Annotated in this window: 15 protein-coding genes; 7 read left to right on the forward strand and 8 right to left on the reverse strand. The window is 53.2% G+C overall.

Translation table 11 applies throughout. The features are described 5' to 3' along the window. Positions 1 to 8: 8 nt before the first annotated feature. Positions 9 to 539 (reverse strand): RNA pyrophosphohydrolase, encoded by a 531-nt coding sequence (gene rppH / locus WB237_RS16520; protein WP_013098553.1) that lies wholly within the window; start codon positions 537 to 539, stop codon positions 9 to 11. Positions 540 to 1222: 683 nt separating this feature from the next. On the opposite strand from rppH, the gene mutH reads away from it, so the two are divergent. The 3 genes from mutH to WB237_RS16535 all read left to right on the forward strand — a co-directional run bounded on the left by mutH (position 1223) and on the right by WB237_RS16535 (position 3435). Then, positions 1223 to 1915, forward strand: a complete 693-nt coding sequence (gene mutH / locus WB237_RS16525) for a DNA mismatch repair endonuclease MutH (RefSeq protein ID WP_336214626.1) — start codon at positions 1223 to 1225, stop codon at positions 1913 to 1915. 128 nt (positions 1916 to 2043) lie between these two features. Continuing rightward, positions 2044 to 2262 (forward strand): YgdI/YgdR family lipoprotein, encoded by a 219-nt coding sequence (locus tag WB237_RS16530; protein ID WP_114978579.1) that lies wholly within the window; start codon positions 2044 to 2046, stop codon positions 2260 to 2262. A 132-nt stretch (positions 2263 to 2394) separates the two neighbouring features. Beyond that, positions 2395 to 3435, forward strand: coding sequence for an NADP(H)-dependent aldo-keto reductase (locus WB237_RS16535; RefSeq protein WP_336214627.1), 1041 nt, complete (start codon positions 2395 to 2397; stop codon positions 3433 to 3435). Positions 3436 to 3482: 47 nt separating this feature from the next. On the opposite strand, the gene lplT is transcribed toward WB237_RS16535, so the two are convergent. Beyond that, on the reverse strand, positions 3483 to 4676 hold the full coding sequence (lplT, locus tag WB237_RS16540; protein WP_028016918.1) for a lysophospholipid transporter LplT: 1194 nt from the start codon (positions 4674 to 4676) through the stop codon (positions 3483 to 3485). Beyond that, entirely contained in the window at positions 4669 to 6828 is a 2160-nt protein-coding gene (gene aas / locus WB237_RS16545; RefSeq protein WP_336214628.1) for a bifunctional acyl-ACP--phospholipid O-acyltransferase/long-chain-fatty-acid--ACP ligase, read from the reverse strand. Before aas ends, lplT begins: the two co-directional genes overlap by 8 nt. 425 nt (positions 6829 to 7253) lie before the next feature. Between aas and galR the strand changes: the two genes are divergently transcribed. Further along, positions 7254 to 8270, forward strand: coding sequence for an HTH-type transcriptional regulator GalR (galR, locus tag WB237_RS16550; RefSeq protein WP_336214629.1), 1017 nt, complete (start codon positions 7254 to 7256; stop codon positions 8268 to 8270). Here galR and WB237_RS16555 read toward each other — a convergent pair. Then, complete coding sequence (locus WB237_RS16555) at positions 8231 to 8716, reverse strand: GNAT family N-acetyltransferase (protein ID WP_336214630.1); 486 nt, start codon at positions 8714 to 8716, stop codon at positions 8231 to 8233. The two genes, galR and WB237_RS16555, sit on opposite strands and share 40 nt — an antisense overlap. A 233-nt stretch (positions 8717 to 8949) precedes the next feature. Here WB237_RS16555 and WB237_RS16560 point away from each other — a divergent pair, with 233 nt between their 5' ends. Then, positions 8950 to 9987, forward strand: coding sequence for a LacI family DNA-binding transcriptional regulator (locus tag WB237_RS16560; RefSeq protein ID WP_336214631.1), 1038 nt, complete (start codon positions 8950 to 8952; stop codon positions 9985 to 9987). Here WB237_RS16560 and lysA read toward each other — a convergent pair. Continuing rightward, positions 9957 to 11219, reverse strand: a complete 1263-nt coding sequence (lysA, locus tag WB237_RS16565) for a diaminopimelate decarboxylase (protein WP_336214632.1) — start codon at positions 11217 to 11219, stop codon at positions 9957 to 9959. The genes WB237_RS16560 and lysA overlap by 31 nt on opposite strands. A 121-nt stretch (positions 11220 to 11340) precedes the next feature. Here lysA and WB237_RS16570 point away from each other — a divergent pair, with 121 nt between their 5' ends. Then, positions 11341 to 12273 carry a LysR family transcriptional regulator gene (locus WB237_RS16570; RefSeq protein WP_336214633.1) on the forward strand — a complete coding sequence of 311 codons (933 nt, stop codon included), beginning with the start codon at positions 11341 to 11343 and terminating at the stop codon, positions 12271 to 12273. A gap of 20 nt (positions 12274 to 12293) precedes the next feature. Here WB237_RS16570 and WB237_RS16575 read toward each other — a convergent pair whose 3' ends face one another. Beyond that, positions 12294 to 12842 (reverse strand): flavodoxin family protein, encoded by a 549-nt coding sequence (locus tag WB237_RS16575; protein WP_028016925.1) that lies wholly within the window; start codon positions 12840 to 12842, stop codon positions 12294 to 12296. Between the two features lie 189 nt (positions 12843 to 13031). Here WB237_RS16575 and WB237_RS16580 point away from each other — a divergent pair, with 189 nt between their 5' ends. Further along, positions 13032 to 13430 carry a winged helix-turn-helix transcriptional regulator gene (locus tag WB237_RS16580; RefSeq protein WP_336214637.1) on the forward strand — a complete coding sequence of 133 codons (399 nt, stop codon included), beginning with the start codon at positions 13032 to 13034 and terminating at the stop codon, positions 13428 to 13430. Positions 13431 to 13457: 27 nt separating this feature from the next. Here the strand turns inward: WB237_RS16580 and WB237_RS16585 are convergent, their stop codons facing one another. Both WB237_RS16585 and wzz(fepE) read right to left on the reverse strand, forming a co-directional pair. Beyond that, positions 13458 to 14150, reverse strand: a complete 693-nt coding sequence (locus WB237_RS16585; protein ID WP_336214818.1) for an aspartate/glutamate racemase — start codon at positions 14148 to 14150, stop codon at positions 13458 to 13460. 89 nt (positions 14151 to 14239) lie between these two features. Further along, positions 14240 to 15364, reverse strand: coding sequence for an LPS O-antigen length regulator Wzz(fepE) (wzz(fepE), locus tag WB237_RS16590; RefSeq protein ID WP_336214640.1), 1125 nt, complete (start codon positions 15362 to 15364; stop codon positions 14240 to 14242). Between the last annotated feature and the right edge of the window lie 152 nt (positions 15365 to 15516).

Consider the following 15516-nt stretch of genomic DNA (forward strand, 5'->3'; position numbering starts at 1 on the left):
TGCGTAGCTTAACCTCTTTTACGTCGCCAGGCAGGTGCGCTCTGCGGCTTAGGGGGGATCTCCTGAAGCTGCATTACCACACTTGCGAACTCTTTCATCACCCTACGGTAAACATCGCGTTTAAATGACACGACCTGACGAACAGGATACCAATAGCTTACCCAGCGCCAACCATCAAACTCCGGCGTACTGCTGGTTTGCATATTGATGTCTGAATCGTTGCCCACCAACTGCAACAGAAACCACTTCTGTTTCTGGCCGATACAAACCGGCTTTGTGTCCCAACGCACCAAACGTTTCGGTAACTTGTAACGCAACCAGTTGCGGGTCGAAGCCAGGATGCGAACATCTTTCCGGCTTAAACCGACCTCTTCAAAAAGCTCCCGGTACATCGCTTGTTCTGGGGACTCTCCTGGGTTGATCCCGCCTTGCGGGAACTGCCAGGAGTGCTGACCATATCGCCGGGCCCACATTACCTGGCCCTGACGATTACAAATTACTATTCCTACGTTCGGGCGGTAGCCATCGTCATCAATCACCGGACTACCCCAAACTAAACCTTATATATGAATGATTGTTTCACACTACAGGAAGGCGGTAAACCACTCTCTTACAGGCCTGCAACCTAATAACAATTGAATAACTCACAAATAAGTGCTGAGTTATAAACAGATAAGAGCCAGCAAAGGGATTTTTATTCACCTTTTCTGTGGATATAGTTGTGAAAAAGTGTCTGATTACCGATGAACAACCTCAATCCCCGTCTGCGCCCCGCTTTCATCAATATTATATAATGACATTATTTTCATGTAGTTAAGCGTGTTATTACAAACAAAATACAGAATAGCGTGACGATCATCACATCAGGGATCGTCGCGCTGATGAAAGATCGAACAGCGTCGGTTTTATCCACAGATTGTGCCAATAAGTTAGGCACAAATTGTCTGAAAATTCGATTTTCATCGCACGTCAAGGCTGTAAATTGAAACAGTAGTCAGGGTTATGCCCAGTTATCCCATTTTTCTGTGGATAACATGGTGTAAGATCCTGTTCATTGTCAGTGACCAGATTTGAACAACCGGTTTTTCTTCTCAGGTGAAACGATTTCAAACTAATAAAAAAACCTATAAATCATACACATGGAATATTCGTACAGAAAAAGTTAAACTCTATCCACAGGGGACAATTTCTTCGTTTATTTTTTAATCAAAAGGTTATCTTCATGCATCCGCTTACACCCTTGCTTTCACCTCCTTCCAGCGAAGGCCAGTTGCTCCAGCAGGCTCAACGCCTGGCTGGCTTTTCGCTGGGCGAGCTGGCGGCAATGGCCGGGATTCCGATCCCGAAGGATCTGAAACGGGATAAAGGCTGGACAGGCATGCTGCTTGAACTGTGGCTGGGTGCCAGTGCGGGGAGTAAACCAGAGCAAGATTTTGCGGCTCTTGGCGTAGAGTTAAAAACCATTCCCATAGACAGCCAGGGGAAGCCACTTGAGACCACCTTTGTCTGCGTTGCGCCATTAACCGGCAATACCGGTGTGACATGGGAAACCAGCCACGTTCGTCATAAGCTGAAACGCGTGCTTTGGGTACCGGTTGAAGGTGAACGCCACATTCCCCTGGCCGAGCGTCGCGTTGGCGCACCGCTGCTCTGGAGCCCGAATGAAGAGGAGGAGCATCAATTGCGTCTGGACTGGGAGGAGCTGATGGATATGATCGTTCTTGGACAGGTAGAGCGCATCACAGCCCGACACGGGGAAGTGTTACAGCTGCGTCCGAAGGCAGCCAACAGTAAAGCGCTTACCGAGGCGATCGGTGCGCAGGGCGAGCCAATACTAACGTTACCGCGCGGCTTTTATCTCAAAAAGAATTTCACCGGTGCGCTGCTTGCACGCCATTTTTTACTGAAAACATAGTTTTTTACTCATTTTGAGAGATCCCAAACATAATCATCTGGTTTTTAAGATTTTACCGCTTCCTCCTGTCGGTATATCGGGTTAATACTACACTATGATTTGATACCAGCCAGGTGAGGACGATAACGATGAAAAAATGGGCAGTGTTAATTTCAGCAGTCGGCTTAGCGTTTGCAGTATCGGGCTGTAGTAGTGATTATGTCATGGCGACAAAAGATGGTCGGATGATCCTGACCGACGGCAAACCCGAAGTCGATGATGATACCGGTCTGGTCAGCTACCGTGACCAGGAAGGTAATAAAATGCAGATTAATCGCGACGAAGTCTCACAAATTATCGAGCGATAAACAGAGAGAGGTCAGTCACTTGCTGGCCTTTTTGATTTTTCTCTTCCCCTTTTGCTTCCCCTCTGCCATGTTTATATTCCTTTGTCGGGAAGTTCCTGACGCGGTCTACATGTCTATTGAAGGAAGCCGGCTATGCATTATCACCGTATCCCCCACAGCTCTCTGGAGATAAGCCAACTGGGGTTGGGCACGATGACATTTGGTGAACAAAACAGCGAAGCCGATGCCCATGCACAACTCGATTATGCCGTCAGCCAGGGCATTAACCTGATTGATGTCGCAGAGATGTACCCTGTACCACCCCGTCCGGAAACACAGGGGCTTACCGAAACCTACGTCGGTAACTGGCTGACAAAACGTGGCAACCGAGAAAAGCTGGTCATTGCGTCGAAAGTCAGTGGCCCCGCGCGAAATAACGATGCCGGGATCCGTCCAAATCAGATCCTCGATCGCAAGAATATCCGTGCGGCACTGGATGCCAGCCTGAAGCGCCTGCAAACAGATTATCTCGACCTGTACCAGGTTCACTGGCCTCAGCGTCCAACAAATTGCTTTGGTAAACTCGGCTACAGCTGGAATGAGAGCGCCCCTGCCGTTACGCTACTGGAAACGCTGGAAGCACTGACCGAGTGCCAGCGAGCGGGTAAAATCCGCTACATCGGCGTATCTAACGAAACGGCCTTTGGTGTGATGCGTTACCTGCACCTGGCGGATAAACACGATCTGCCGCGTATCGTCACCATCCAGAATCCGTACAGTCTGCTTAATCGCAGCTATGAAGTGGGACTGGCCGAAGTGACGCAGTATGAAGAAGTGGAACTGCTCGCCTATTCCTGTCTCGGATTTGGCACGCTGACGGGGAAATACCTGAACGGCGCGAAACCGGCTGGCGCGCGTAATACCCTCTTTAGCCGCTTTACCCGCTACAGCGGCGAGCAGACGCAGAAAGCCGTTACAGCCTATGTGGATATCGCAAAACGTCACGGCCTTGATCCTGCGCAGATGGCGCTGGCCTTCGTACGTCGTCAGCCGTTTGTTGCGAGCACCCTACTGGGCGCGACCACTATGGAACAGTTGAAAACAAACATTGAGAGTTTCCATCTGAACCTGAGTGAAGATGTGTTAGCGGAGATTGAAGCGGTGCATCAGGTATATACATACCCGGCACCATAGCTGGACGCTTTTGCCGGGTGGCGGCTTCGCCTGACCCGGCAAAGAGATCAACGCCGACGCTGCCAGATCCACAAGCCGGCAATCGCCAGCGCAAATAGCCCACCAAACCCAACGCCAATCCCCACCACCGGCACGCCCACTTTTACCGCCAGCGAGTAAAGTCCCAGCATCAACAGCATCGCCAGGTTTTCACCCAGGTTTTGTACCGCAATGGCGTTGCCCGCACCGACAGTTTGCTTGCCACGTTCCTGCAGTAGCGCATTCAGCGGCACCACGAAGAATCCACCCAGAATACCAATCAGGATCAGGAGGGCATAAGCTGGCAATAGCGCGTGTTGCAGCGAGAAAATAAGCACGACGACGCCAATAAGGATCCCTGCCGGCATACAGCGCGCTACTGTCTCAAGCGTCACAAGTTTCGCTGCCGCCCCTGCACCAACAACAATCCCGATAGCGACCATCGCATTAAGGTAGGTTGGGGTCGCATTGTCGGTGATACCCAGCGCCACAGGCACCCATAGCACCAGCAGGAAGCGCAGCGTGACACCCGCTCCCCAGAACATACTGGTTCCCATCAGGGAGAAGCGCGTTTCACCGTTACGCCACAGAACACGACAGGCGTTGAAGAAACTGCCTGTCATCGGCTTAAAGCGCCAGGACTGTCCCGGGCGTGCCACTGGCAGCTTCGGGATAAACAGGTTAGCCACAACCGCCCCGCCATACACCACCGCACAGACCCCCAGAGCGGCCAGCACATGCCAGTCGGCAAGCACCCCACCCGCAACCGAGCCGAGCAGGATGGCCGCAATGGTGGAAGACTCCATCAGACCATTGGCTTTCACCAGCTTATCACCCGTTGTCAGCTCCCCGAGGATGCCATATTTCGCCGGGGAGTAAGCAGCAGCGCCAATGCCCACCAGCGTATAGCCAATGAACGGATTAAAACCAAAACAAATGCTTGCGGCACCCAGCAATTTCAGGCCGTTAGCAAACATCATCACCCGGCCTTTCGGGAAACTGTCCGCCACCTGCCCCACAAAAGGGGCAAAGATAATGTAAGCGCCCACAAACACCATCTGCAGGATCGGCTGGCTCCAGTCCGGATAAAACTCGGCTTTCAGCAGCGCCAGAGTGGCAAACAGCAGCGCGTTATCACCGAACGCAGAGAGAAATTGCGCGGCAATGACGGCCATCATGCCTTTTGACCGGAGCGATGTGTTAGTGTGTACTGACTCACGCATTTTGCTGTTCCGCCTCTTCAACCATGCTCTTCAGGGTCACGAAATCGGGCTTCCCGCTCCCTAGCACCGGGAGCTGCTTCAGGTAGCGAATATCGCGCGGCACTGCCAGTTCAGGAATACCATGTTCACGCGCATAGCTAAGTAGCCTGTCGCGCTTAAGCTCACTGTCAGTGGTAAACAGCACCAGCGCCTCACCTTTGCTGGCATCGCTCTTCACCACGGTCGCATGAATCTTATCGGCGGAGACGGCCGTCGCCAGTTGCTCAACCATTTCCAGAGAGACCATTTCGCCGGCAATTTTGGCGAAGCGCTTTGCACGCCCCTGGATCTGCACAAAACCTTGTTCATCAAAACGGACAATATCGCCGGTGTCGTACCATCCCGTTTCAACCTCACCCTTAACGTTTTCCGCCGTCGGCGCTTCCAGCACACCCGGGTTTTCCACGCGCAGATAACCGTTCATCACGTTTGGCCCTTTCAACTGCAGACGGCCACCATCCTCAATGCCCGGCACGGCCAGCAAGCGCGCATCCATCCCCGGGAGAATTCGGCCAACCGTACCCGGTTTTGCCGCCATCGGCACGTTAATCGAAACCACCGGTGCGCACTCGGTCACACCATAGCCTTCAAGAATGCGCAAACCAAACTTGTCCTGCCAGATTTGACGCGTGCTCTCCTGCAGCTTTTCTGCGCCAGCTACCACATACCGCACGCGATAAAAATCATACGGGTTGGCAAAACGCGCATAGTTACCCAGGAAAGTAGATGTCCCGAACAGGACGGTGCAGTTACGGTCATACACCAGCTCCGGCACAATGCGGTAATGCAGCGGGCTTGGATAGAGGAACACTTCAGCACCGGTCAGCAGCGGCGTAAACAGCCCCACCGTCAGACCAAAGGAGTGGAACAGCGGGAGCGCGGACATAAAACGGTCATTCGCAGTAAAGTCAGCAATGCTTTTGATCTGCTCGACGTTCGCCAGAATACTCTTGTGACTGTGGACGACACCTTTCGGGTTGCCCTCTGATCCCGAAGTGAAGAGGATAATCGCATCATCTTCCGGCTGCTGTTTGACCTGCGCCAGACGCGGCATCAGCAGATGAGCAAAAATCCACAGCTTGTCGCCGGTGGTCACGTCCGCTTTCAGATCTTCCAGGAAGACCCAGCGCACCTGGGTGAGCTGTTCAGGAAGATGCCAGAGCTTGCCTTTATCCAGGAACTGTCGAGAGGTAAAAACAGTGTTAATCTGAGCGGCGGCGATGGCGCTGGTCAGCCCCTTCACACCCGCCGTGTAGTTCATCATCGCCGGTATACGGCCCCGAGAAACAGCACCAAAAATCACCGCCGCGCTGATGCCCGCGTTAGGCAGCATCAGACCAATCTTTTCACCCTTCTTACTGTATTTTTCCAGAATGCGGCCCACAAACAGGGTCTTAGTCAGCAGTTTGCGATACGTATCTGGGGTAAAGTTGATGTCTTCGATACAGTTTTTCTTCGCGCCATAGCGGTGCTGTGCCGAAAGAAGAGATTCATACAGCGTTTCGCGCGGACGAACAGCCATACGCGCTTCCATCATAATCTGATGCAGCATTTCACCTGCGATTTTACGACGATCCCGGGCACGCGGCGCGTCAGGCATCGGTAACGAGGTCGGCGGCAGAATATGCAGCGTGATTTTGGGGAACAGGCGTTGCTTTACCAGCCCCTTAAGACGGCTGAAGTGGGTTAACTCCGCCCCTTCAATACGCAGTGGTACCACGGTAGCCTTTGACTTCGCCGCCACAAACCCCGCGCCGTCGTAAATTTTCATCAGCGAGCCTGTCACCGAAATGCGTCCCTCAGGGAAGATGACCACCGGACGCCCCTGCTCCACCAGACGTACCAGATGTTTAATCATCATCGGTTTTGTCGGGTCGAGCGGCACGAAATCAATCAGCGGTGTGAGCCAGCGCATGTACCACTGCTGGCTGACGGAGGTATAAACCGCAAACACCGGACGCACAGGCAAAAACAGCGCCAGTAAAATGCCATCTATAAAGGACACATGGTTTGGTGTGATAAGAACGCGTTCGCCGCGAAGCGCCTGGGCATCGCCAGTGACGCGGATTCGAAAAAGAATACGGAAAAGTGTACGGAAGAACCCAAATAGCATCTCAACTCCCTTTGCCAGCCAGTGTGAAGGGTTGATAGTAAATGGTGGCAGATTACACGAGAAGTGATACAGGAGCGACAGCTAAAGTGGAGGCGAAAAAAAACCTGCGCATCCGCGCAGGTTGGTGCAAGAGATGAGTACGAAACCGTACTAAGAATTCTCACCAATCAATACCTCTGGGATCTCAACTCTATCAACCTCTTTAACGTCCTCGCCATCGGACAATCGCAACAGCCTGAGGCAAAGTGTAACTAAAGGTTCAGATTGACATTATTCAGACATGACTGGTCGTGTAACGATTACACCGTCAGGGTTGTTCTGCGTCACGTTTGTGGAGAACTGAAATCCACTCCCCTTGAATGCGTACCGCTTTTCCGCAACACTATCGGGTGTGTAAACGCTTACCCCCACTAAGAAGGTAATTAATGGCGACAATAAAGGATGTGGCCCGTCTGGCAGGAGTTTCGGTGGCAACCGTCTCGCGCGTGATTAACGACTCGCCTAAAGCCAGTGACGCATCACGCCAGGCTGTGCAAAGCGCCATGGAATCCCTGAACTACCATCCCAATGCCAATGCCCGCGCGCTCGCCCAGCAGTCCACTGAAACCATTGGGCTGGTCGTGGGTGATGTGTCTGATCCCTTTTTCGGTGCGATGGTTAAAGCGGTGGAGCAAGTGTCTTATCAGACAGGCAATTTTTTGCTGATTGGTAATGGCTACCATAATGAACAAAAAGAACGCCAGGCCATTGAACAGCTTATCCGCCACCGCTGCGCGGCGCTGGTTGTTCACGCCAAAATGCTTCCCGATGCTGAACTTATTCATCTGATGAAGCAGATCCCCGGCATGGTGATCATCAACCGTATTATTCCCGGGTTTGAAAAACGCTGCGTGGCGCTCGACGACCGCTATGGTGCCTGGCTCGCTACCCGTCATCTGATTCAACAGGGACACACACGAATTGGTTATCTCTGTTCAAACCACCCCATTTCTGATGCGGAAGATCGACTGCAAGGCTACTACGATGCCTTGCGCGAAAACGATCTACCGTGTAATGACCGCCTCGTAGCCTACGGTGAGCCGGATGAGAGCGGCGGTGAGCAGGCCATGACTGAGCTGCTTGGTCGTGGACGAAATTTCACCGCCGTTGCCTGCTATAACGACTCCATGGCCGCCGGGGCAATGGGGGTGCTAAATGACAACGGGATTGAGGTGCCGTCAGAAATTTCACTCATTGGTTTTGATGATGTGCTGGTCTCCCGCTACGTGCGCCCGCGCCTGACCACGGTACGTTACCCGATCATCACGATGGCAACGCAGGCCGCAGAGCTGGCGTTAGCGCTGGCTGAGAAACGCCAGCCACCTGAAATTACCCATCTCTTCAGTCCGACTTTAGTGCGTCGTCACTCCGTAGCATCACCTGCAGAAGCAGGAGAGGAATAGCGGTAAAGGTGTACCGTTTTATTCGGGTACTCCAGTGCATCGCCAATATACTGCCAGCCGTAACGTTCGTAGAAGTCACGGCAGGCAGACCACAAATGCAGCTCGCGATACCCGGCCTGAGCAGCATAGGTCATAACATGCTGCTGGAGTTGCCCGGCTAACCCTTTGCCACGCGCCGCGTCGTCAACGTACAACGCCGCCAGCCACGGGAAGAGATCCTGCCGGGTGATCAGATCGCAGCGCCAGAGCCCCACCGTACCGAGAAGCTGTTCGTTTTGCACAGCAATAAAGGTCAATGGCAAGGCACCCGGCGTCTGGCTGTGCTCAACAATGCTATGAAAAAACGCCCGGGTAAGCCCCTCACCAAAGGCGTGCCAGATCCAGTCGGTCACTTGCTCCGCATACTGCGGTGCGGCGTAAAGCGGCAGAATGTCAGCCTTATCCATGTTTTACCTGTGTTTTTCAGTTCGATGTTCAGGCCTGATGCCCCCCGGCCAGTTTGTACACTATTTTACCAGAACCCGGTCATTTTCGTTGACTGCGGGCAGGCCGTTATGTCGACGGGCGGATCGTTACCAAAAAGCGTGATCGTGGCAGAAGTTTTGCGTCCCCCGCGTCGCTTATACGCTGCGAGGTCTGTGTTAAACTGCAGACCATTACGTGGAAGCAGGAATGTAGAATGGCAACAATGCTGGATGTCTCACTGCGCGCGGGCGTGTCGAAGGCCACGGTATCGCGCGTACTGAACGGCACAGGTCAGGTTAAAGAGAGTACGCGTCAGCAGGTGTTTGCTGCGATGGAAGAGCTGGGCTACCGCCCGAACTTTCTCGCGCGTTCACTGGCTAACCAGACCAGCAACAGCATTGGTCTGGTCGTCTCAACCTTCGATGGTTTTTACTTTGGTCGCCTTCTGCAACAGGCATCGCGGCAGACCGAAACCCACGGGAAACAGCTGATCGTCACGGATGGACACGACGCACCAGAGCAGGAAGAGCAGGCAGTGCAGATGCTGGCCGATCGCAAATGTGATGCCATTGTGCTGTACACGCGTTATATGAGCGAAAAAGCGATTATCAAACTGATGAATACCGTGCAAACCCCGCTGGTGGTCATCAACCGTGAAGTCAGCCAGGCGCCGGATCGCTGCGTGTTCTTCGAACAACAGGATGCTGCCTTTAAGGCAGTGGATTACCTGATCAATCAGGGTCACCGGGAGATCGCCTGTATCACCGTCCCGATCCATACCCCAACCGGGAAAGCGAGACTGATGGGCTACCGTAAGGCGCTGGAAAAGCACGGCATTCGTCTGGACGAACGCCGGGTAAAGTATGGCGATGCGGGAATGACGCGGGGATACGAGCTGTGTAAAGAGCTCATTGCCGATGGCGTGTCGTTTAGCGCCCTGTTTGCCTGTAACGATGATATGGCGCTGGGTGCATCCAAAGCGTTACACCAGGCGGGGCTTAAGATCCCGCAGGATATTTCGCTGTTCGGTTTTGACGATGCCCCAAGCGCGAAATGGCTGGAACCTGCACTTTCATCGGTTTATCTGCCCATCGACAATATGATTGTCACCGCTATCGATCAGGCCATCAGGCTGGCAAAAAACCAGCCCGTCAATGCGATCCCGCCGTTTACCGGCACGCTGGTACTTCGCGATTCGGTCACCACGGGGCCGTACTTTAATCAAATGAGTTCCAGCGCCAGCAGTTCCTGAATAGTCTGGCGACGGCGGATCAGCCGTGCCTTGCCGTTATCAAACAGCACTTCCGGCAGCAGCGGGCGACTATTGTAGTTAGATGACATAGAAGCCCCGTAGGCACCGGTATCATGCAGTACAAGATAATCGCCCGGTTTGACCTCTGGCAGCGCGCGGGTTTCCACTTTGCCACCTTCCTGCTGAGTGAACACGTCACCCGATTCACACAGCGGCCCCGCAACGACCGTCTCACGGCGCGGAGCGTGCGTTAAATCGCGACCATCGGCGGCCAGTGCCGTTATATGGTGATAGCTGCCGTACATGGACGGACGCATCAGGTCGTTAAAACCAGCATCAATCAACACGAAATGGCGTGAGCCCATCTCTTTCACACTGCGAACCTGCGCCACGAGCACGCCGGCTTCGGCAACCAGGAAACGACCCGGCTCAATTTCCAGTTTCACAGCATGGCCCAGATGCGCAGCGATCTGGTCACGCGCGGCGCTCCACAGACCGTAATAGTGATCGGTATCGATCGCCTCTTCACCTTCACGGTAAGGAATAGAAAGCCCGCCACCTGCGGAGATCGCCTCCAGATCCTGACCAAAATCGACAACCTGACGCACCATCGCCCCGCAGACCTGCTCAAGATGCGCATAATCCACGCCAGAGCCAATGTGCATATGAATGCCGACCAGCTTCAGGTTATAACGCTGCAAAACGTCAAGCGCGGCTGGCATATCGGCATACCAGATACCGTGTTTGCTGTTTTCGCCGCCGGTGTTGGTTTTTTGGCTGTGACCATGACCAAAGCCCGGGTTCACGCGTAACCAGACGCGATGACCTGGCGAAACCTGGCCTAGCTGCTCAAGCATATCCACAGACCCGGCATTCACCGGTACCTGCAATTCATGTACGCGCGCAAGCGTCGCATCATCGATCACATCAGCAGTGAAGACGATCGCATCTGGATCGGCTTTCGGATCAAACCCGGCCACCAGCGCACGCTCGATTTCGCCCAGTGAAACGGAATCCACTTTCACGCCCTGCTCACGCATCAGGCGCAGAATGTGAATATTGGAGCATGCCTTTTGAGCAAAGCGCACCACGTCAAACTGATGCAGAGCGGCGATCTTCTCGCGAACGATCTGCGCGTCGTAGACCCAAACTGGACAGCCAAACTCGGCTGGCAAGCGCAGCAGGTTTTCAGCGTTCAAATCGGTATCAGTCTGGTTGAGTGGGCGTGGCATGGTCTTCTCCGGATAAATTCATTTTTATGATTACGCCACAGCGGGAAAAGAATAAAAAATATCGTTTTATCGCGAGTCTATGCAAAAATGATATGGATACTCCTCTGCTTTCAGGTGCCCTATGCCCGCCGTCAACTTACGCCATATTGAGATTTTTCACGCTGTGATGACCACCGGCAATCTCACCGAAGCCGCGCAGATGCTGCATACCTCACAGCCGACAGTGAGCCGGGAACTGGCACGCTTCGAGCAGGTGCTTGGGTTGAAGCTGTTTGAACGCACCCGCGGCAGGTTACACCCAACGGTGCAAGGGTTGCGTCTGTTCGAGGAAGTTCAGCGCTCATGGTACGGGCTGGACCGAATTGTCAGCGCGGCGGAAAGCTTACGTGAATTTCGCCAGGGCGAGTTGTCGATTGTCTGTCTGCCCGTGTTTTCACAGTCGTTTCTGCCGATGCTGATACAGCCTTTTCTGGCCCGTTATCCCGAGGTGAACCTCACCATCGTCCCGCAGGAGTCACCGCTGCTTGAAGAGTGGCTTTCAGCGCAGCGTCATGATCTGGGATTAACCGAAACCCTCGCCACACCGGCGGGAACGCAGCGCACAGAATTACTGGCGCTAGATGAGGTCTGCGTCCTGCCTGCGGGTCATCCCCTGGCCAAAAAAAGCGTACTGACCCCTGCGGATTTCCACGGCGAGAACTACATTAGCCTGTCACAGACGGACAGCTACCGACAGCTGCTGGATACGCTCTTTACCGAGCATCAGGTGAAACGAAGAATGGTGGTCGAAACGCACAGTGCCGCGTCGATTTGCGCAATGGTTCGTGCCGGCGTGGGTGTCGCGGTGGTTAATCCGCTCACGGCGCTGGATTATGCGGAAAGTGGGATTGTGGTTCGACAGTTTAGCGTTTCAGTCCCCTTTACCGTCAGCCTGATCCGCCCGCTGCATCGTCCGGCCTCTGCGCTGGTAGACGCGTTCAGCGGACATCTGCAAAGTAGGTTAAGCACGCTAACCGCACAACTGAAGAAGGTGCTGGAAAAGACGCCCGACTAAGTCAGCGGGCGTCCTCTGACTCAGTTAAAACGCTTAGCCACAGCGGCAACACGCTCACCGAATTTTACTGCCGTTTGCAGATCGCCGCTGGCAATCGCGCCCGCATCCGCATCTGACGGAGACTGTACCAGCAGCCCGACAGAGCCACCGAGGTTGTTGATATCCTGACGCGTTGCAGCCTGCGTATTCGATGGCGGCAGACCCAGACTCACCCAAATCCCACCATGCTGCGATGCCAGCGTTTGCAGGTATTGCAGGGAAACTTGCTTGTCACCGTTCAGGCTCGCACTGTTACTGAAGCCCGCGAACACTTTGTCCTGCCAGCTGCGAACGAACCAGGCTTTAGAGGTGGCATCAGCAAATTTCTTAAACTGCCACGGCACACCGCCCATGTAAGTTGGTGCACCAAAAATAATCGCCTTTGCCTCGTTCAATTTTTGCCAGTCGCTTTCCTGAATTTCACCATTGCTGTCGATGGCGATCAGTTCAGCCTGCGCGCCCTCTGCGACTGTTTCAGCAACACGTTGGGTGTGGCCGTAGCCAGAATAATAGATAACTACAACGCTCATAATAGATCTCCTGATGCAATATTGCCTTGTGAGTCAAAAGATTAAGACGGTTTTAAAATTGCTCTGCGAGCAGTTGCCATTTTCGGTTCCCTGGTATCAAATAGAAACCTTACGTCGTTTTATACACGCAAATATTCGCGGGCGTAAGAAGGCACTTTTACCTCACCTGGTTACCTCGAGGGAACCACCATGACTGAGTCTGTCGTACTGAAAAAGGAGATGCCTCCTTATAACGTGTTCGATGAGCGCTGCCCTACCCGGGACGTGCTGGCGCGTATCGCCGACAAATGGGCGCTGCTGATCCTCGCGCGTCTTGAAAACGGGCCAATGCGCTTTAACAATCTGCAACGGGATATTCAGCGGATCACCAAAAAGGTACTGACCCAGGCATTACGCAAGCTGGAACGCGATGGGCTGGTTTCACGTGAGGTTTTCGCGACGGTACCGGTGACGGTGGAGTACAGTCTGACGCCGCTGGGACAGGCGCTAACCGAAACAGTGACCGTGCTGGCACACTGGGTGGAAAGTAATATGGATGCGATTGTGGCGGCGCAATCCGCTTATGACGCCGCCAATGCACAGACCTGAGCCGGGACGTTCCCGGCGCAAGCCCGCTCAGGAGAGCATAAACTCCACGGCATCGGCAGCATGAATCGCTGTGGTATCAAACACCGGGATTGGACTGCGCGCTACCGGAACCAGTAAGCCGATCTCAGTACAGCCAAAGATCACACCTTCTGCCCCCTGCCGTGCAAGCCTCTCGATCACGCTGACGTAATACGCGCGGGAAGGTTCACTGAAAGTCCCCAGGCAAAGCTCATCAAAGATAATCTGATTGATGCGTGCCCGGTCAGTCTCATCCGGGATCAGGCTTTCAATCCCAAACTCACTGCTCAAGCGACCGCGATAGAAATCCTGCTCCATGGTATAGCGCGTACCCAGCAGTGCCACACGTGACATTCCGGATGCAGCAATTTTACGCCCGGTCGCATCGGCGATATGCAGGAAGGGTAGCGAGCAACGCTCTTCTATCCGGGAAGCAACTTTATGCATGGTGTTCGTACAGAGCAAAATTCCCTCTGCTCCCGCACGCTCCAGCCCTTGTGCCGTCTGTGCCAGAATCTCCCCGGCTTTATCCCATTCACCGCTCGACTGGCAGGCCTCGATTTCATGGAAATCAACGCTATGCAGCAGCAGGCTCGCGGAATGCAGACCGCCCAGACGCTGCTTCACCCCTTCGTTAATCAGGCGGTAATAGGGGATTGTCGATTCCCAGCTCATCCCACCTAAAAGGCCGATCGTTTTCATCATCCCTCCTTATCTCTGTTCTCTCTTTTAACACAACCGGCGCCAATAAAAAAAGGCGCTGTATTCAGCGCCTTTTTAACCTGCAGAGTTTATTCCGTCACCGGCTCAGGCAGCGGATTACGGGTGAGCATCGCTTCGCGCAATAACACGCTCCCGCAAGCAAAAAGACCACCAAGTATAGTCGCCAGAAGAACAATTAGCGCTTTGCCTGGACCATCTTTCTTCACCGGCATGGAAGGCGAAAGCTGGTAGCGGAAGGGTTCAAGTTTGATATCTGAGAAGGACAATTTTTTCAGCTGCGCCAGGTAAAATTCCCGGTTCTGGAAGTCCGCATTCAACTCAGTCACGTCCTTCAGATTTTTTTCAATCTGCAGTTTTTGCGCAATACCGTCAGACCCAAGCGCAACGGAGTAATCCGGGTCATCTTTTACTGCCTGCCCGTTGCTATATACCGGCTTCTTAATCCCTGCCGCATTTGCCACTTTCAGCGAATAATTAAGTCGCTGCAGGTTGGTGTTGTGAGCATTGGTCAGACGGACACGATCCAGTTCCAGCTGCTGCTCAACAGCCTTTGTTTTCAGGGCTATCTGATTACGGATATTCTGCAGTGTCTCTTTTTCAACAATAGCTGCAATATAATTGATATATCCCCCCAGGACAGTTTGCGCATCACCAGCCTGAGGTGCTGTGAAGCTCAATGTCCATGAGACATAAGGCATTTTTTCCGCGTCTTTCGCCTGCGTGTCATTCACTGCTTTCATTTTGTCTGAGATATTGACGATAGCACGATGCAGTTCAAGTGGATCGACCTCGGCGTCTTTAAGCTGCGACATCACGTAAGAAGAGGATTTCAGATACTCTTCAAGCAATGACTGCGACTGAAACTTTTTAATAAATAGATCAAAGACTTCCGGACGGGAAATCTTCGCATCCACCTCAAGCACCTGCAGCGCAACCATCATCTGGCGTAACGGGTTCCACTGCGACTGTTCTGCCTGAGTGATCACCGCTTTACTGGTCCATTTCTGCGGCAGCAAAAATGAAACGGCCAGCCCCACCAGTGCAAACGCAAGAGTGACGGCGACGATGCGTTTTTTCGCCGCAAAAAGCACCTCTAATAGTCCCAAAAGATCTATTTCTTTGGTGTTTACAGCTGGGGTTGCATAGCGGGGAAAATCAAGATCGGTGCTTTTTTTGATATCCATCTCAGACATAACCATTCTTCTTTATAGGACGCAGTGCATATTGCGCAATCAATAAGAGTGGTCCGATGATACATTATCTTCAGAATTATCTTAAGTTCAAATCCCTCTATTTAGCTCCCCCTGCCAGAGTTGGTAGTGAGTTTCATCACGTCATTATTGTA

Origin of the sequence: Enterobacter sp. P82 (genome assembly GCF_037053385.1) — a bacterium.
Taxonomy (GTDB): domain Bacteria; phylum Pseudomonadota; class Gammaproteobacteria; order Enterobacterales; family Enterobacteriaceae; genus Enterobacter.